Here is an 18,439-nt window from a genome sequence, read left to right as displayed (position 1 = left end):
ACATCAAGATGAGATATTGATATGATATCCCCGCCTTGAAGGCGGGGATAAAATAGATATTTAGGTAGAATTACATTTTAGGAATTTCTACGCCAGATGAAAGCACGTCTTGAATATCTGATTTTAAAACATCTGCTTTTGGTCCATAAATCGCTTGGATACCAGAACCTTTCACAATAAAGCCCATTGCGCCTGCTTGTTTCCAGCTTGCTTCATCACCGACTAAATCTGGATTATGTACAGTGATACGTAAACGTGTCATACAAGCATCAACATCTGCAATGTTATTACGTCCACCAAGTAAGTTGATGATTTGAATAACTTGCGTACTAGCATTCGCCACTTTTGGCTCATTGCTAGAAGCTTCATCTGAACCTTTTGCATCATAGTTACCATTACGGCCTGCTGTTGCAAGGTTAAATTTCTTAATCATAAAGTTTGCGATAAAGAACATGGCAACGGCAAACAGGATGGATACCCAAATAAAGTTGATCACATCCATACCAATGCCGGCTTTAATCGCCATTGGTGTACGTGTTAAGAACTCAATGTTACCGAATGAATGCACACGTAAGTCCACAATATCTGCCATGGCGAAAGCACAACCTTGTACTAACGCATAAACAATATAAAGCGGTAAAGCGACAAACATAAACATGTATTCGATTGGTTCAGTCACACCAGTTAAGAACACCGCAAGTGCAGAAGAAAGGAAAATACCTTTATAGAGTTTTTTCTTGTCTTCATCCACATTGATATACATTGCGAGAGTCAAGCCCATTAAGATACCGGTTGAACCAATCATTTGTCCTACTTTAAAGCGAGCAGGTGTCACAGTTGAAAGAAGTTCGTTATATTGCGTTAAATTACCTGCATCTTTAAGGTTGATTAAATCAGTCACCCAGGCAAGCCAAAGTGGATCTTGACCAAATACTTGTTTACCTTGTTGTGCACCGGTTAAGAACTCATAAGTACCGCCTAATGAAGTGTAGTTCATTGGGATGGTCAACATGTGGTGTAAACCAAATGGAAGCAATAGACGCTCTAAGGTACCGTAAATAAATGGTGCTAAAATTGGCGCTGAGTTTTGTGAGTTAGCAATCCATTGACCGAAATGATTAATTCCTGTCTGAACTAAAGGCCAGAATAATGATAGGAAGATCGCCACTAATACGGAACGATAAATGACAACGAAAGGAACAAAACGTTTACCATTAAAGAACGTTAATACTTCAGGTAATTTACGGAAATTGTAGTAACGATTGAAGGTTGTTGCCCCCACAAAACCCGCGATAATACCAACGAACACGCCCATATTTAACGCAGGTTGCCCAAGCACATTCACAAAGTAATTCGCCACAGGAATTTCACCGGCCAATATGGTACTTACGTGAGCATTTGGATCTGCTAGCATTTCAAGCTTCACACCGAAAAAGTTACCGGTAATTAAGTTAATTAAAATGAAAGCAAGGCCAGCTGCAAATGCCCCGCCCGCACGCTCATTTGCCCAGCTACCACCAATCGCTAAAGCAAATAATAGATGGAGGTTACCGATAATCCCCCAACCAATTTGGGCGATAATGTTTCCGACAAGCGCTAGCCATTCCGCATCGCTAATCAAAGGCAGTGAGTTACCAATACTCACCATTAAACCCGCGGCTGGCATCACGGCAATCACAACCATTAGGCACTTACCGAATTTTTGCCAAAATTCAAAACTGAGCATTTTTTTCATATTGATTCTCCTACAAGATGAGAGCTACTTCTACGCCAAAATGGTCGGAAACAATCGGTTTATTTTTGCCATTAAAAATAACCTGACTGGATAAAACCCTTTTTGCTTGGTTTAAAAAAATATAATCTAATCGCTTTTCTTCACTATGGCCTTTCCAACCGTCAATCGCTTTCTCCACAGAGATACCGCTATCCTTCTGCTTTGCCATTTCAAATGTATCGAATAAGCCTAAGGATTTAATCTGATGGTAAGCTTGCTGATCGCTTATTGCATCAGTATTGAAATCACCCATCAGGATTTTAAGATTCGCACTTTGACTTCGCTCTACAATATAACGAACATTATCAAGTTGGTTTTCACCATCACAATTTGGCAAATTGATGTGGCAAGAATAACATTCAATTAACTGGCCTTGATATTCTACCGTCAAGCCAATGATTTTACGCGAGAGAATCGAGTCAAGACGTTGATGTTGGCTACAATAAAACGCATCAACATCATAAACAGGCAAGCGCGTTAAAAACGCAATGCCCTCATCATATTTATCGTAACCAATATGCGAATTACTCCAAAAAAGCGAATATTTCTGTGCAACGCGTTGATTGATTTTATTTAACAGAATGACACCATAGTTATCTTGCTTTAACGTTGGCGAAATAGCAGGAGACGACATCAATTGATTAACCTCTTGTAAGGCAATGATGTCATAACCCTTTTCCACAATAGTCTCAGCAAGAATCTCTATTTTTTCCGCTTGGTTAGCTTCTAACCAAGCGTGTACATTCAGGGTAAGTAGTTTCATTGCTTCCCCCCTTAGCCCTCACAATGCCAAATGTCTGCATTATATTGAGCGATCGTGCGGTCAGATGAGAAGAAGCCCGCTTTTGCGATATTGTGAACGACTTTCTCATTCCAACTATCTTGATCTTCATAATCGGCTAAGATTTGTTCTTTCGCTTCAACATAAGCATTAAAGTCAATTAACGTCATAAACCAGTCTTTATTCAATAATTCGTTATAAAGACGTTCTAAACGTGTTTTATTGCCTAATTTCACCACGGCAGGATTTAGAATAAAATCAACCGCTCTTTTAATCTCTTTGTCGTTTTCATAATACTCTTTTGAAACATAGCCTGCTGTTTCATAAAGTTTAATAATGCTTTCTGAATCTTTACCGAATGTATAGATATTTTTATCACCGGCTAATTCTGCAATTTCAACATTAGCCCCATCCATTGTGCCTAAGGTTAACGCGCCATTAAGCATAAATTTCATATTACCTGTACCAGAAGCTTCTTTAGAGGCAAGCGAAATTTGTTCTGAAATATCGGTTGCTGGAATCAGTTTTTCTGCCACGCTCACATTATAGTTTTCCACCAAATGTACATTTAAATACTTGTTCACTTTAGGATCATTATTGATTAACTCAGATAAACAAAGAATTAAGTGAATAATATCCTGTGCAATAATATAAGCTGGCGCTGCTTTTCCGCCAAAAATCACGGTAATCTTACGTTTTGGTAATTTGCCTGCTTTAATTTCTAAGTATTTATGAATCACATAAAGCGCATTCATTTGTTGGCGTTTATATTCATGGAAACGCTTAATTTGCGTATCAATGATTGAGTTTTCATCTAACTCAATACCTTTATTTTCTTTAAGGTACGCTTTTAGTGCTAATTTGTTTTCAAACTTAATTTTCGCTAATTGTTGATGAACCTTTTTGTCATCTTTAAAGGCTAACAATTTCTCTAATCTCGTTGCATCATGCAAATACTCATCACCAATTAATTCTTTAATGTAAGCCGCTAATGCTTGGTTAGAAAACTCTAACCAACGACGGAAGGTAATGCCGTTTGTCTTATTATTGAATTTTTCAGGATACAACGCATAGAATGCTTTAAGTTCTGAATTTTTCAAAATCTCTGTATGTAATGCCGCCACTCCATTCACAGAATTTGAAAAGTGAATATCCATATGCGCCATATGCACACGTTTTTGTTTATCAATAATTTGTACGGCAGGATCTTTATATTCTGCTCGCACTAATTTATCTAATTTCTTAATGATCACCACTAAATGCGGCACCACTTCATCTAAATAAGCGAGTGGCCATTTTTCTAATGCTTCAGCCAAAATGGTATGGTTGGTATAGCCTACCATATTACGTACAATTTCAACGGCTTCAGCAAACTTAATTTTATGTTTTTCGGTTAATAAGCGAATTAATTCAGGAATCACCATCGAAGGGTGTGTATCGTTGATCTGTACATACGCATAATCCGCTAAATCATGTAAATTACTACCACGTGCAATCGCTTCATCAATTAATAATTGTGCAGCATTTGATACCATGAAGTATTGTTGATAAATACGCAGCAATTCCCCATTTTTATCTGAATCATCAGGGTAAAGGAATAAAGTCAGATTTTCTTCAATCGCAGTTTTATCAAACTCAATACCTTTCTTAATCAGTTTAGGATTCACTGATTTAATATCAAATAAATTGAGATAGTTTTTCGTTTCTTTCTTATAACCTAAAATATCAATGCGATCTAGTTTAGAGGTTAACGTAAATTTCTTAAATGGCACCTCATAGCTAATATCTGTTGGAATTAACCAAGAGTTATCTTCAATCCAATCATTAGGCTCCGCATGTTGTTCATTCTTTTTAAAGACTTGTTTGAACAAACCATAATGATAATTTAAACCTACCCCTTCAGCATTTAAGCCAAGTGTAGACATTGAATCAATAAAACAAGAAGCCAAACGACCTAACCCACCATTTCCTAAAGACGGTTCTGGTTCAATATCTTCAATATGACTTAATGATTTACCCGCACTTTCTAATTCTGTTTTGATGTCTTGATAGACACCAAGGTTAATCAGGTTATTAGAAAGTAATTTACCAATTAAAAACTCAGCTGAGATATAGTAAACCTTACGTTTACCTGTATTTTTAGGTTTATCTGCTGAGAGTGTTTTTACGTAATTTAATAATTGAATATAAGTTTCTTTATCGCTTAATTGTTCAAGCGATTTATTGGTTTCGTTTTTTACAAAGGTACTAAATTTCATCATTATTTTTCCTGATTCGCACGTTGATATAACGTGGTCATCTTTTCTAAAAAGTCTTTTTTATCTTGCGTTAAATCTGATTGCTGCATTCTCCATTGCCAGTTTCCACCAATTGTTGAAGGCACGTTCATTCTTGAACTGGCTGGCAAATCTAAAACATCTTGCATTGTTGCAATCGCGGTATTGCTAACGGTTGCAAAAAGCTGACGAATCATCGCTTGACAAATCGATTCATCCTCATGGCGATGCGTATAATCATTGATATATTGCTGCTGTTGTTCAGTCAGGCTGTTATACCAACCATTGGTCACATCGTTATCATGTGTGCCGGTATAAACAATGGAATGCGGGATGCAATAATGCGGGCTATCTAAGCTTTCTCCGCTAACATCTTCAAAGCCAAATTGCAGAATCTTCATGCCAGGATAGTTACAGTCTGTAAGCAATTTTCTGGCTTTGTCATCAATATTACCTAAATCTTCGGCAATAATCGGTAAATCGCCCAATTGCTCTTTAACGGCTTTAAATAAGTCATAACCTGGGCCTGGCTGCCAGCTACCATCTTTAGCAACCTCTGCTTTTCCGTCTACTTGCCAATAATCAGAGAAACCTTTGAAATGGTCGATACGTAGTACATCATAAATTTTGAAGCTTTCTTCAATGCGGTGAATCCACCAAGCGTAGCCTTGTTTTTTATGTTCTTCCCAAGCGTAAAGCGGGTTGCCCCAAAGTTGTCCTGTTGCACTGAATTGATCGGCTGGGACCCCCGCGACAAAAAGCGGATTACGTTCTTCATCTAATTGGAAGAGTTCTGGTTTTGTCCAAACCTCTACGCTATCTGCAGCCACGTAAATCGGCATATCACCGATGATCTGAATGCCTTTTTGATTTGCGTAATTTTTTAATTCAGTCCATTGTTTGAAGAAGAAATATTGCGTCACTTTAAAGTACTGAATTTGCTCCGCTAACAGGATGCGATATTTTTCCAATGCACTTGGATCTCGAGCCACAGCTTTTTTATCATCCCATTTTTGCAATGCTTGATTGCCAAAATGCTCTTTAATTGCCATAAACTCAGCAAAATCATCCAACCATAAACGATTGCTTTTCTCGAAGTGTTTGAAATCAGCTTGGAATGATTGATTCTCTAAAAAATTTTTCACGGCTATTTCTAAAATCGGACGGCGCGCGTAGAAGATACGTTCATAATCCACGCTAGTTGGATCATCACCAAAATTGACCGAAGCATAATCCGATTCTTTCAACAAGCCCATTTGAGTTAATAAATCAAAATCAATAAGATGAGTATTACCTGCAACCGCAGAGAAAGATTGATAAGGAGAATCACCATAACTGGTGGTAGTGAGTGGAAGAATTTGCCAATAAGTTTGTTTGGTTTCAACTAAAAAATCGACAAAATCATAAGCGGATTGCCCAAAACTACCAATCCCAAATGCATTTGGTAGTGAGGTAATGTGCATAAGAACACCACTTGAACGAGTAAGCATAATATCTCCTTTAGGACGTCATCATTTTTCGCTTATTCTAACCTAAACATATTTTAATGCAACAACATATACGTAAAAGTTTAAAACATTTTCGTAAAAGATTGGTTTTCATTAAAATTTATACGTATAACATTAAGGATTTTATGATATGCTATTAACACATTTATGGAGCGGCTGATAAAAGGATAAGAAATGAGCAAGTACAAGCAGGTCTATAACGAGATAAAAAGCCAAATTAACAATGGTAATTTAGCGCCATTGCAAGAACTCCCGAGTGAAAATGAACTCATGCAAAGCTATGGTTTTTCCAAAGATACTATTCGAAAAGCGCTTTCTTTACTTGAAATCGATGGTTATATTCAAAAGCAACAAGGCAGAAATTCGATTGTTTTAAAACATGATTTATCTAAACCACAAATGCTTTCCGAAATTAAAACCGTCAGCGAATTAAATAGTGCCTCAACACATCAAGTAAAAACCACATTAACCAGCTTGTATATTGTGCAAGGTGAAGAAGAGCTGATGCATATTTTTAATGTCGACGATCAGATCGATTTCTACCGTATTGCTCGCCTCCGTGAAATTGATGGCGAAGCCGTTGAATATGAGGTTTCTTATTTTGATCGCCGCATCGTGCCTTTTATTAGCCGAGAAATCGCTGAGCACTCTATTTATCACTATTTAGAAAACGAATTAAAATTAAAAATTAGTCACTCACAACGAAAAATTGTCTTTCGCTATGCGAATGAAGAAGAAAAAAATGCGATCGATCTTGGTGAGTATGACATGGTTGTGAATGTGACGAGTACCACTTATTTGGCTGATGGTCGACCGTTTCAATATGGGAGTATTAGTTATCGACCAGATAAAATTGCATTTACATCAACAGCAAAACGACATGTCTAATTTTTTGTCAATGATAAGCTGTGATTTAAAAATTCATAAAAAAAGTGCGGTCATTTTTAACCGCACTTTTTGTTTACACTACTTTAACCAAAATTGTCCTTTTAAGAGCTTTACTAGCGTCATCAGTACTAAGCCACTAATCATCAAGTTAGCAAAGATAAACGCACCGTTTGCCAACCCGCTCAGTACGTTATGATGAACAAAAGAAACTGCCCCGTTTGCTAAAGAAGCTAATCCGAATGAAAAAGACCAAAAACCAATATTCAGCCCTTTTTCACTAATCCAAGGGAAAAGGCGAATTAAAAAGAACATTTGTAAAAAGCCGTATCCCCATAAGAGCTTAACGAAAAGATCAATCTCTCCTCCATTAAGCGACAAGTAAGCCGACGAGCCCACAAATGCTGGCGCTAAAATGATCCCCATAGTTGGACGAAATTGAGGTTCAATCTGCAACACACGTAAGCGCTGTAATAATGCCGGTTCATAAATAATCCACGCAATCATCCCAGCCCCTAAAAACAAATAGCCTAAATCTTGATAGCCTAGCAAGCCCAATGAAGCCGCACTGGTAAAGTTAGTGGCTACAGAGGGTAAATAAAATGGTGGTAGTGTCGATTTCTGCTCAAATGTGCCATCTTTCCATAATGCACTAATACGCACAGAAGCAAACAACAATTGCCCAATTGTACCAATCCAAATTAATCCCTCACCAATGAGAGGATACCAACGATATAGAACATCCCCGCTTAACATGGTTGTAATCGGTATTAAGGCGAGAAAAGAAAAACGTATCGGACAACAATATTCATCTCGTACTTCATGAGAGAAATAAATCATTTTATAAATATAGAGCAAGACGAAAAGTGCCCATACTGAAACAGAAATTAATCCAATAATATCACTCACATTTCGAGAAAAAGAGAGCGTATTGCCCATATGCAGCCAGGCTAAAGACAAGGCACCCAAGCCTAATGGGATCGCGAAATACCCAGTTGGCAAAGGAAAAGGTCGTTTATCAGTCATTATTATTCTCCTAAAATTGATACCTTATAAGATTACCTATAAAAGCACGAATATTGATGTGGATTTATCTCAAAGACTAGAATAAAAATCTCATTGCTCTAAATGAAAGAAAGGGCTAATAAAAATTAGCCCTAAATTGAATTAATATATTATTAATTATTTGCAGATCACTTCTAATCCGCCCATGTAAGGACGTAATACTTCTGGCACAGTAATCGAGCCGTCTGCATTTTGATAGTTCTCAAGCACGGCCACTAATGTACGACCTACCGCTAGACCAGAACCGTTTAATGTATGCACTAAGCGAGTTTTCTTATCACCTTTCGCTTTGCAACGTGCTTGCATACGACGCGCTTGGAAATCCCACATGTTTGAACAAGAAGAAATTTCACGGTAAGTATCTTGTGCAGGCACCCACACTTCTAAGTCGTAAGTTTTGCAAGAACCAAAGCCCATATCACCGGTGCAAAGTAAGACTTTACGATATGGTAGATTTAAAAGTTGTAATACTTTTTCTGCATGGCCGGTTAATTCTTCAAGCGCTTCCATAGATTTATCTGGATCGACGATTTGTACCATTTCCACTTTATCGAATTGGTGCATACGAATTAAACCACGGGTATCACGACCATAAGATCCTGCTTCAGAACGGAAACATGGTGTATGTGCAGTCATTTTGATTGGCAAATCTGCTTCATCAACAATCACATCACGTACAAGGTTAGTAACCGGCACTTCCGCTGTTGGAATTAATGCATAAGGTTGTTCGCCTTCTAGCGCTAAAGTATGAAATAAATCTTCACCGAATTTTGGTAATTGACCTGTACCATAAAGGGTCGCATGGTTAACTAAATAAGGTACATAAGTTTCTAAATAACCATGTTGTTCGGTATGAAGATCTAACATAAATTGCGCTAATGCACGGTGCATTTTGGCAATTTGACCTTTCATCACCGCAAAGCGCGCACCTGCTAATTTAGCCCCTGCGGCAAAATCTAAGCCATTGGCATCTTCACCTAATGAGACGTGATCTTTGATCTCAAAATCAAATGTACGTGGTGTACCCCAACGTAAAATTTCTTTATTTTCAGTGTCATCTTTACCTAATGGCACTTCATCCGCGGGGATGTTTGGAATACTTAACGCGATTTGATTGATTTCTGCTAACACGGCATCAAGTTGAGTTTTCGCTTCGTTAAGCTGTTCGCCCATGTTATCTACTTCAGCCAATAATGGTGCAATGTCTTCACCACGTGCTTTTGCTGCACCAATGGCTTTGGAACGCGCGTTACGCTCTGCTTGTAATGTTTCAGTTTTTACTTGTAAATCTTTGCGTTGTTCTTCTAATGCGGTAAGTTTTTCCGTATCAAGAATAAAGTTACGTTTTACTTTTAATTTTTCTGCTACTTCAGTCAGATTATTACGGAGTAAATTTGGATCGATCATTGGAATTCCCTATTTTTCATTATGAAACAGATACCTTTATTCTAGCGTGCTTTGAGCAAATAAACCAGTTAAAACCCTGATTTTTCTTTTATTAACCTCTTCAAAAACATCCAATTTTATGACCGCACTTTGCCATGATTTAATTTTGTGATCTCTGTCAAATTCTGAGAATGAGGCACTAGAAACAGCAAAAAAAAGTTCTATAATGAAAATGAACGTTAACCAAGAGGAGTAACCAATGTTTCCTGAATTTCGCGATTTAATTACTAATCTCAAAAATAAAGATGCTTATTTCGATCGCTTGTTTGAAAAACACAATGTGTTAGACCAAGAGATCAAAAATAAGATTGATAACATAGAACTCGCTACTCATACGGAAATTGAGAACTTGAAAAAAGAAAAATTACGGATTAAAGACGAGCTCTATCAATACTTGAAAAAGAAAGCAGCTGAGTAATTTGGTTTAATGTGAAGACAAAGTGCGGTGAAATTTACCGCACTTTTTTGTTTTAAGTGGTTTTGTTTTTTTGAGAGCCCAGATAAATCGCCACTAATGTCAGCACTGCCCCCGCCCATTGCCAATGATTGATGGGCTTATCTAATCCAAAATAATCAATTACGAGCGCAACCACCGGTTCAGAAAGAAGCAACAAACCGGTTAAACCTAACGATAAATAAGGAATGGTATAAGCAATCATGCCCCAGGCGACACATTGCATCACAGCACCATAAATGAAGACTAATCCCCAATCGGTGAAAGTGGTAGGATAGAGGTTATAGGAATTAAAAATTAGCGAAGGAATAATTAAGACGAAAGCACCACTCAAACTCAAAATAAACATTAACGAAAATAAAGCGGTGGGTTCTTCTTCGTGCACCTTTTTAATCATAACCATTGAGGCTGCAAGCATGCCTGCAGAAATGAGCCCAATGATAATGCCGTACATCCCTTCAAAATTATATTGTAGTTCTTCCCCTGTGATTAAGACAACTCCCACAACCGCTAAAAATAGACTTAACATTTGTAGTTTGCTTTGACATTCGCCAAAGAATAAATACCCAATTGCCGCCAAGAAGAAAATCTGCAAGCTATTCAACAAGGTTGAAATGCCTGGCCCCACCGCATATACACTTTCATGCCAAAAAGATAAATCAAAGGCTAAAAAGATACCGGATAATACGGCATACATGATCGCTTTACGGCTTTTCGGGAAACGCTGTCTTTTTAATTTCATTAAGAACCAGAAAATAAAAGAGGCAAGAAGTAAACGCCAAAATGCAATGGCATAACCACCCACTGGCACAAACTTAACAATCAGGCTTCCTAAACCGAATAGTACGCAGCCCACCACTAACATCGGGGCGGCATAAGATTTTATTTTATCCATTAAATAAACATCGCCCAAACAGCTAAACTCGCCGCCATAAAGAACAAAATGAGTAAGCTGTTATAACTGAGTTTCCATTTATTGACACTGTGTAAAAGCAATACCCCAGCTATTATTAAATGAAGAACAAAATAAATACCGTATGCGAAAACACCATCAAAACTGACCGCACTTACATCTTGATAAATAATAAAGATCAGTACTGCCAAAGCATTTAGCGCAAGCAATAAAATCATCAATAACGGCAGTAATGCAATAAAACCTTGTAAACGATTACGAGAAACAGACAAGCATAAATTCGCCAATAATACCCCCATCACCGCTTGTGACAATGGATTATATTGCACGAAATTTGGTGTTGGATTGCCAAAGAAAATCATCAAATACGCAATCACACCCAATCCACTCACCAACGATGCCATTAAGAGAAAACCACGGCGAGCGACCTCATCCTTAGGTTGTTTCCATACTGCATATACAGCAGATAATCCACATAAACTGACAATATCAGTCATCACGTAATGATGTGGTGAGGCTAAGCTCATTCCAAGCCAAACTAACCAATAAAGTGCAAAACAGACATTTGCTTTGATTAAACGTCCGCGTTGTCCTGGACAAATTTCGCCTTTAATAAAGGCTACCAAACAAAGTAACTGAGCAATCAGCACACCAAAGGCTAAATGAGGAATCAATTTTTCAGCAGATTGCAAAGACTCTGCAAAAAACTCGATCATTAATAGCAACCCAATTGGCAAGAGAGCAAGAAATACGACTAAGGGTTTGGATTGTTCTTCTGACATAAGATTCTCGATTAGAAAAAGAAGGCGTCATTATGCCAAAATTTACAGCTTTTTTTAATGGCTTTCGTGCATTTTGACTCATTCCCTTTTAAAATAAGAAAAATTATAACCGCACTTTAGGAACCACAAAAAAATGCTATTAAGCGTACTTTATATTATTGGAATAACAGCCGAAGGAATTACCGGTGCATTAGCCGCTGGACGAGAAAAAATGGATATTTTCGGGGTAATTATTATTGCCTGTGTGACGGCGATTGGTGGCGGTTCGGTACGCGATGTCTTACTTGGACACTACCCGCTTGGCTGGGTTAAACATCCTGAATATTTCATTATGGTGGCTGGTGCAGCGGTATTAACCGTTTTTATCGCGCCCTTCATCAAACATTTCATGCGCTACTTCCGCACGATTTTCTTGGTATTAGATGCCTTAGGGTTAATCGTATATTCCATTATCGGTGCACAAATTGCCATTGATATGGGCTATGGCTTTACCGTGACATCCATTGCTGCAACGGTGACAGGTGCATTTGGTGGTGTATTACGTGATTTACTTTGTAACCGCATTCCCCTTGTGTTCCAAAAGGAACTTTACGCCAGCGTGTCATTCTTCTCTGGCGCTATGTATATGGCATTACAACACATTCAAGTTGAACACACACTTTCAATTTTACTCACGTTATTCAGTGGTTTTGCATTGCGCTTACTTGCAGTTCGATTTGGTTGGGGATTGCCTGTTTTCGATTTCCAAGAGCAAGAAGAGGAAACTCATGATAAATTACCGAAGAAAACGAAATAGAAATAATGGATAAGATTTAAATTTAGATTTCTCTAATTAAAGAGATAGTATGATGGGTCATAAGATAAAAGCATTTAAAAATTTCTTAAAAACCAAACACATTTTATGTTCTAACACTTTGATTGTACAATGCTAAAATCCCAGACTCACAAACTACTAAGAATTCAAGGCTACAATATCTAATGGAGGTGTTTTGGGCACTATTTGAGCCAAATAACCATCCCCAAGCAAAAACACTTTTGTTGATAATGCAGATATATCATCTATTTTTTCTAAAGCTAAGAATAAATTAGTTTTAAAGATAGGTACTCCATTTATATCGGCTAAAACATAAACTTCTGAAGATTTAACTTTTTCTTCAACCAATTTAATCAATTTATCAAATTTTAAAGTAACAACACCTTCCTTTAATTTATCTATATTTCCATACTCAAATGGATATTTATAAAAAATATTTAGAACCTCTTTCTCATCCTCCTCTGTCAGGAGACTAAAATCGTCTGAAAGAGCTTCTACACACTCTTCAAATAATGTCATACAAACCTTTATTTTATTGTTTAAGAAATATTAAGACTTAAGTAGGATTTATAAATTCTCAAATCGCACCCTATTCACGGGATATAAACTGACTAGATGATAAATCATTACTCATAATTCACAAAATCCTTAATTTTAATCATTTCACCTTGCTCATTTTTACGATAAGCTACACCATATTTTTGTTGAAATAACAAGGGATTCGATATGTTAGAACAAATGGGTAAACAGGCCAAAGATGCAGCCTTTATTTTAGCGCAGTTAAACACCACTGAAAAAAATCATGCGCTCAGTATTATTGCAGATCAATTAGAACAACAAGCGGAGCGTATTCTTGCGGCAAACCAAAAAGATATTGAAATCGCGAAACAAAACGTCTTATCTGAAGCCTTAATTGACCGCCTCTTATTAACCGAAGATCGCCTAAAAGGCATTGCGAATGATGTACGCCATGTGATTTCTCTCGCAGATCCAGTGGGGAAAATCATTGATGGGGGCACCTTAGATAGCGGATTAAAGATCGAACGAGTTCGCACTCCGCTTGGCGTGATTGGTACCATTTACGAAGCGCGTCCCAACGTCACCATTGATGTGGCGAGCCTTTGCTTAAAAACTGGGAATGCCGTGATTTTACGTGGAGGAAAAGAAACACAACATTCCAACCAAATTTTAGTAGAAGTGGTACAAAATGCCCTTGAACAAGCGAGCTTACCACGCTATGCAGTCCAAGCGATTACCGATCCGAATCGTGAACTTGTGATGCAACTGCTTAAATTGGATCGCTACGTGGATATGATTATCCCTCGTGGCGGAGCAGGTTTACATGAGCTTTGTAAACAACACTCTACCATTCCAGTGATTGTCGGTGGTGTGGGTGTTTGCCATCTTTTTGTAGAAGAAAGCGCTGACCAAGAAAAAGCCCTTGCGGTGATTGCGAATGCAAAATGCCAACGTCCAAGCACATGTAATACATTGGAAACACTTTTAGTTCAACGCTCGATTGCAGAAACCTTCCTACCAAAACTCGCGAAATATTTAGCCGAGAAAAAAGTAAAATTCCATGCAAAATCGACCGCACTTTCGATTCTTCAAGCTGCAAATGTCGATGTGCAAGAAGTGACCGAACAAGCGCTACGCCAAGAATGGGGCTCATTAGATCTCAATGTCGTAGTAGTTGAAGACATGGATGAGGCAATTGCTCACATTCGTGAATATGGCACACAACATTCAGAAAGTATCTTGACGGAAAATCAACGACTAGCCACACAATTTATCAATCAAGTGGATGCAGCAGCCGTGTATGTAAATGCAAGTACTCGATTTACCGATGGCGGACAATTTGGTTTAGGTGCAGAAGTGGCGGTAAGTACCCAAAAACTTCATGCTCGTGGCCCTATGGGATTAGAAGCCTTAACCAGTTATAAATGGGTCTGTGTCGGCGATTACACTTCCCGCAAATAATCTGTTCCATCCATAAAAAAACCGCACCTTGAAACAATCAAAGTGCGGTTATTTTTTATCTCGTTTTTAGTGTTTACCGAATAATTTCATCGCGGGTAATACAATCGCACAAGCAATCGCGCCTACGATCACACCCACGACTAACGTCGCTACATTACCTAATAAGCCATCAGCTAATTGATAATCAGCCAGCAAATGATGAATGAAATCCACATTATGTACGAAAATACCACCACCGACTAAGAACATCGCAAGCGTACCGATAAAACTAAGTGAACGCATAAATTTTGGCATAATCACTAAAATTGCATTCCCGATTGACTTCGCCACACCACCTTTTTTGATAAGGTATAAACCGAAATCATCCGCTCTAACAATCAATGCGACCAAGCCATAAACAAAAATAGTAATTCCAATACCCACTATCGAAAGAGAAATGATGCGAGTCAGCAAGCTCGCTTCGGTTAATTCGCCCAATGCAATAATAATAATTTCAGCGGAAAGAATAAAATCAGTACGAATCGCCCCTTTAATTTTAGCGGCTTCATTAAAGGTTGTTTTTTCTTCGTGCTCTTCATGAGCAATAAATTTATGTAGAATTTTCTCAACACCTTCAAAACACAAATATGCCCCACCTATCATCAAAAGTGGCACGATCAACCAAGGTAAAAATGCAGAAAGCAGTAAAGCAATTGGAATTAAAATGACTTTATTGACTAAGGATCCTTTGGTGACAGCCCAAACAATGGGTAATTCACGATCGGAAGATGCCCCTGTTACCTGATTAGCATTTAAGGCTAAGTCATCACCTACTACACCAACGGTTTTCTTGGCTGCTATTTTGGTCATCAAGGCGACATCATCAAGAATCGATGCAATGTCATCAATAAGAGTAAAAAGAGAGCTAAACGCCATATTTTTTCCTTTATAAAGTTAAAATTTAGAGAAATGAGTTTTAGACGGGTCGAATGCTTTCAACATCCAACTTCGCATCAAACTCTTTTTGTAATAAAAGCAGTTTTTTATCTTGCTGTAAATCCGTACGCGCCTGTTCACGTAAGTCTTGATACACTTTTTTGCGGTAATCCATCGGGGTTAAAACATCGGAATCTTCAACAAAAATCGACAATTTGACTGGTTTTTCATATAAACGTTCAAGATGCTCCAGTAAATTTTTAATATTTCGATCTTGTTTTAAATGGGCTTTTTCAGAATGAAGCCCGAGTTGAATTTCATCTTCTGTTTGCGACTTAATAAAGCAATTTAATGCCAACTCTTTTGAAAAGCCAATCACCCCAGAACGTTCGACGATATCCGTCCAAGGATCTTGTTTTTGCGTAATTTGAATAATTTTCTCACGCAATTCTGGTGTCACATCTTTCAACATTGCCTGTTTAATATCAGAAGGACGCACTCCGCTATCTACTTTGGCTAAATCCGGATTGCTCCACTCCCAACGATAGGTTTCCGCATCCAGAATTTCTTGCTCTTCCGCATCCATTTCAGCGTTGTCATCAATGGTATTTTCAACCGTCTCAATACCTTGCTTTAACGCTTCTGCTTGTTGAGTAATTGGATTTATCACCGAGGCTTTCGTTTGCGTAGCTTTCGGTGGTGTCATCTCTCGCACAGGAAGTGCGGTCATTTTTGGTGAATTTTTTTGCTCATCTAACGCTTGGAGATGATGCAAAGTTTCTTCTACGGCGGCTTGCTGTTCATCATGATGATGTTGGCGCTCTGATTGCTCAATTTGTGTTAATTGATTCAATGCCTCTAGCGCAGCAAGGCTAGCTAAATTCAATGAAGATGTGGTTTGCGTGGAAACAGGTTGAGAAGGTGAAGAATGCACAACCGCTGATTGAGCCATCGGCTTTTGCGCTTGTGCAGAATAATTTGCTTTGATGTTTTGCGACAGCACCGGCATATCCACATAACCAGAAACAGGCTGATTTTCAACCCCACTTTTCTGTGTATTTTGTTCAGGGGATAGCCCGCCTTGTTTAGGCGTTTGTGCTGCCGTAAGGAACTTTGGGTGGAATGCCAATGCCCTCAATAATGTCATTTCTGCACCAATTCGACGATTTGGTGCGGAGGCCAAATCTTTTCGACCCGATACAATTACTTGATAGAAGAATTGTACGTCTTCCGGTGAAATATGTTTGGCCAGAAAACCTAAGTGATCGTTTTCATCTGTCACACTTTTAGCGAGCAACTGCATTAATGCAATTTGATGTAATTTCTCAGCTGTTTCTGCCAATAATTCATCCCAATCGCCCGCTTTTTCTGCCACCGTTTGGATGGTTTTCATTAAACTCTCACCGTTACCTTGATGTAAGGCGTAAATGATTTCAATCGGCTGATCTTCATCTAACAGCCCAAGCATGGTATTCACCACATCAGTGGAAACTTTACCATTGCCCATGGCAATCGCTTGATCCGTTAAACTTAAACTGTCACGAATACTACCCTGTGCCGCTTTGGCTAATTTATCTAATGCAGGCGCATCAAAAGGAATATTTTCGGCAGTAAGCACACGATTAAGATGTGCTGAAATTTGCGGTTCATCTAATACTTTAAGATGAAATTGCATACAACGGGATAAAATCGTAATTGGCAATTTTTGTGGATCCGTTGTCGCAAGTAAGAATTTCACATATTCAGGCGGTTCTTCCAAGGTTTTTAACAACGCATTGAAAGAATGGCGGGAAAGCATATGCACTTCATCGATGAGATAGACTTTATAACGCCCTACTACCGGCTTATATTGCACATTGTCTAATAGCTCACGGGTATCTTCTACTTTTGTACGAGAAGCCGCATCGATTTCAATTAAATCAATAAAATTGCCCGCTTCGATCGCTTTGCAGTTTTCACATTCACCGCAAGGATCGGCAGTAATACCATTTACACAGTTCAAACCCTTCGCAAATAAACGAGCGATAGAGGTTTTACCCACGCCACGGGTGCCGGAAAATAAATAAGCATGATGTAAACGGTTTTCTTTTAAACCGTTTTCCAAAGCAGTGAGCACATGGCTTTGCCCCACTACTTCAGAAAAGTTTTTTGGTCGCCATTTTCTGGCTAAAACTTGGTAGCTCATCGCATCCCTTTAAAAATTAATGGCCTTCAAAATTCACTAAGGTGTAGCAATCAATGCCTAAATCACGTAAGCGTTTTTCGCCCCCTAATTCTGGCAAATTAATCACAAAGGCAGCATGTTTCACTTCACCACCTAAACGTTGAACTAATTTCATGGTAGCTTCAACTGTACCACCGGTCGCTAACAAGTCATCAATGATTAACACATTATCACCTTGTGAAATCGCATCCGTATGCAATTCAAGGGTGTCTTGACCGTATTCTAACTGATAAGACTGTGCAATCACTTCACGAGGTAATTTGCCCGGTTTACGAACGGGGATAAATGGCAAGCCTAATGCTAATGCAACTGGCGCACCAAAAATAAATCCACGAGACTCAGTACCAATGACTTTTGTGAGACCTTGATCTTTATACTTTTCAACGATCAAATCGATTGTGGCTTTGAAAGCCGCTGGCACTTCGAGTAAGCTCGTGATATCACGGAAAATAATGCCTTCTTTTGGATGATTTGGGATAGATTTGATAGAAGATTTGATTAATTCAAGTTGTTTGTTCATAAATAATTGCTCAAAAAAGAGTAAGAAAAAATCCTGTTTTTAGGCTCGCATTCTAGCATAGAAAAATAGAAAAGTGCGGTGAATTTTGACCGCACTTTTATA

The 18,439-nt window shown here is 38.3% G+C and carries 16 protein-coding genes; 4 read left to right on the top strand and 12 right to left on the bottom strand.

Annotated elements, in window-relative coordinates; translation table 11 throughout:
• Nucleotides 1–70: 70 nt before the first annotated feature.
• The 4 genes from RDV53_RS07700 to malQ are packed head-to-tail and all read right to left on the bottom strand — an operon-like array spanning nucleotide 71 to nucleotide 6,321.
• A complete protein-coding gene (locus RDV53_RS07700; RefSeq protein WP_005695763.1) occupies nucleotides 71–1,735 on the bottom strand; it encodes a PTS transporter subunit IIBC in 1,665 nt (554 codons plus the stop codon).
• 10 nt (nucleotides 1,736–1,745) lie between these two features.
• The gene (locus tag RDV53_RS07695; protein ID WP_005695762.1) at nucleotides 1,746–2,537 is read right to left on the bottom strand and encodes an endonuclease/exonuclease/phosphatase family protein; all 792 of its coding nucleotides are present in this window, start codon (nucleotides 2,535–2,537) and stop codon (nucleotides 1,746–1,748) included.
• Nucleotides 2,538–2,548: 11 nt separating this feature from the next.
• Nucleotides 2,549–4,816 (bottom strand): glycogen/starch/alpha-glucan family phosphorylase, encoded by a 2,268-nt coding sequence (gene glgP / locus RDV53_RS07690; protein ID WP_005695761.1) that lies wholly within the window; start codon nucleotides 4,814–4,816, stop codon nucleotides 2,549–2,551.
• Nucleotides 4,816–6,321, bottom strand: coding sequence for a 4-alpha-glucanotransferase (gene malQ, locus RDV53_RS07685; RefSeq protein ID WP_005695760.1), 1,506 nt, complete (start codon nucleotides 6,319–6,321; stop codon nucleotides 4,816–4,818). Before malQ ends, glgP begins: the two co-directional genes overlap by 1 nt.
• Before the next feature lie 192 nt (nucleotides 6,322–6,513).
• Here malQ and RDV53_RS07680 point away from each other — a divergent pair, with 192 nt between their 5' ends.
• Nucleotides 6,514–7,227: a GntR family transcriptional regulator gene (locus RDV53_RS07680; protein WP_005695759.1), complete on the top strand. Its 714-nt coding sequence runs from the start codon at nucleotides 6,514–6,516 to the stop codon at nucleotides 7,225–7,227.
• A 78-nt stretch (nucleotides 7,228–7,305) separates the two neighbouring features.
• Here the strand turns inward: RDV53_RS07680 and tehA are convergent, their stop codons facing one another.
• Together tehA and serS are read right to left on the bottom strand one after the other, a co-directional pair.
• Complete coding sequence (tehA, locus tag RDV53_RS07675) at nucleotides 7,306–8,250, bottom strand: dicarboxylate transporter/tellurite-resistance protein TehA (RefSeq protein WP_005695758.1); 945 nt, start codon at nucleotides 8,248–8,250, stop codon at nucleotides 7,306–7,308.
• Between the two features lie 156 nt (nucleotides 8,251–8,406).
• Nucleotides 8,407–9,696, bottom strand: coding sequence for a serine--tRNA ligase (gene serS, locus RDV53_RS07670; protein ID WP_005695757.1), 1,290 nt, complete (start codon nucleotides 9,694–9,696; stop codon nucleotides 8,407–8,409).
• A gap of 238 nt (nucleotides 9,697–9,934) precedes the next feature.
• Between serS and RDV53_RS07665 the strand changes: the two genes are divergently transcribed.
• On the top strand, nucleotides 9,935–10,153 hold the full coding sequence (locus RDV53_RS07665) for an HP1242/YdcH family protein (protein WP_005695756.1): 219 nt from the start codon (nucleotides 9,935–9,937) through the stop codon (nucleotides 10,151–10,153).
• A 52-nt stretch (nucleotides 10,154–10,205) separates the two neighbouring features.
• On the opposite strand, the gene RDV53_RS07660 is transcribed toward RDV53_RS07665, so the two are convergent.
• Nucleotides 10,206–11,084: a DMT family transporter gene (locus RDV53_RS07660; protein WP_005695755.1), complete on the bottom strand. Its 879-nt coding sequence runs from the start codon at nucleotides 11,082–11,084 to the stop codon at nucleotides 10,206–10,208.
• Nucleotides 11,084–11,884 carry an HI_1241 family integral membrane domain gene (locus RDV53_RS07655; RefSeq protein ID WP_005695753.1) on the bottom strand — a complete coding sequence of 267 codons (801 nt, stop codon included), beginning with the start codon at nucleotides 11,882–11,884 and terminating at the stop codon, nucleotides 11,084–11,086. Before RDV53_RS07655 ends, RDV53_RS07660 begins: the two co-directional genes overlap by 1 nt.
• A gap of 133 nt (nucleotides 11,885–12,017) precedes the next feature.
• On the opposite strand from RDV53_RS07655, the gene RDV53_RS07650 reads away from it, so the two are divergent.
• Nucleotides 12,018–12,680 carry a trimeric intracellular cation channel family protein gene (locus RDV53_RS07650; RefSeq protein ID WP_005695752.1) on the top strand — a complete coding sequence of 221 codons (663 nt, stop codon included), beginning with the start codon at nucleotides 12,018–12,020 and terminating at the stop codon, nucleotides 12,678–12,680.
• Between the two features lie 156 nt (nucleotides 12,681–12,836).
• On the opposite strand, the gene RDV53_RS07645 is transcribed toward RDV53_RS07650, so the two are convergent.
• Nucleotides 12,837–13,217 carry a CDI toxin immunity protein gene (locus tag RDV53_RS07645; RefSeq protein ID WP_005695751.1) on the bottom strand — a complete coding sequence of 127 codons (381 nt, stop codon included), beginning with the start codon at nucleotides 13,215–13,217 and terminating at the stop codon, nucleotides 12,837–12,839.
• Between the two features lie 207 nt (nucleotides 13,218–13,424).
• Here RDV53_RS07645 and proA point away from each other — a divergent pair, with 207 nt between their 5' ends.
• On the top strand, nucleotides 13,425–14,678 hold the full coding sequence (proA, locus tag RDV53_RS07640) for a glutamate-5-semialdehyde dehydrogenase (RefSeq protein WP_005695750.1): 1,254 nt from the start codon (nucleotides 13,425–13,427) through the stop codon (nucleotides 14,676–14,678).
• A 66-nt stretch (nucleotides 14,679–14,744) separates the two neighbouring features.
• Here the strand turns inward: proA and RDV53_RS07635 are convergent, their stop codons facing one another.
• From RDV53_RS07635 to apt, 3 genes are read right to left on the bottom strand one after another with little or no spacing between them, the layout of a single operon-like run.
• Nucleotides 14,745–15,593 carry a DUF808 domain-containing protein gene (locus tag RDV53_RS07635; protein ID WP_005695749.1) on the bottom strand — a complete coding sequence of 283 codons (849 nt, stop codon included), beginning with the start codon at nucleotides 15,591–15,593 and terminating at the stop codon, nucleotides 14,745–14,747.
• Between the two features lie 40 nt (nucleotides 15,594–15,633).
• Entirely contained in the window at nucleotides 15,634–17,778 is a 2,145-nt protein-coding gene (gene dnaX, locus RDV53_RS07630; protein WP_005695748.1) for a DNA polymerase III subunit gamma/tau, read from the bottom strand.
• Nucleotides 17,779–17,794: 16 nt separating this feature from the next.
• Nucleotides 17,795–18,337 carry an adenine phosphoribosyltransferase gene (apt, locus tag RDV53_RS07625; RefSeq protein WP_005695747.1) on the bottom strand — a complete coding sequence of 181 codons (543 nt, stop codon included), beginning with the start codon at nucleotides 18,335–18,337 and terminating at the stop codon, nucleotides 17,795–17,797.
• Nucleotides 18,338–18,439: the final 102 nt, after the last annotated feature.

It is taken from the genome of Haemophilus parainfluenzae ATCC 33392, assembly GCF_031191205.1.
GTDB classification, from domain to species: Bacteria; Pseudomonadota; Gammaproteobacteria; order Enterobacterales; family Pasteurellaceae; genus Haemophilus_D; species Haemophilus_D parainfluenzae.
This window is presented reverse-complemented; position numbering and strand designations above follow the sequence as displayed.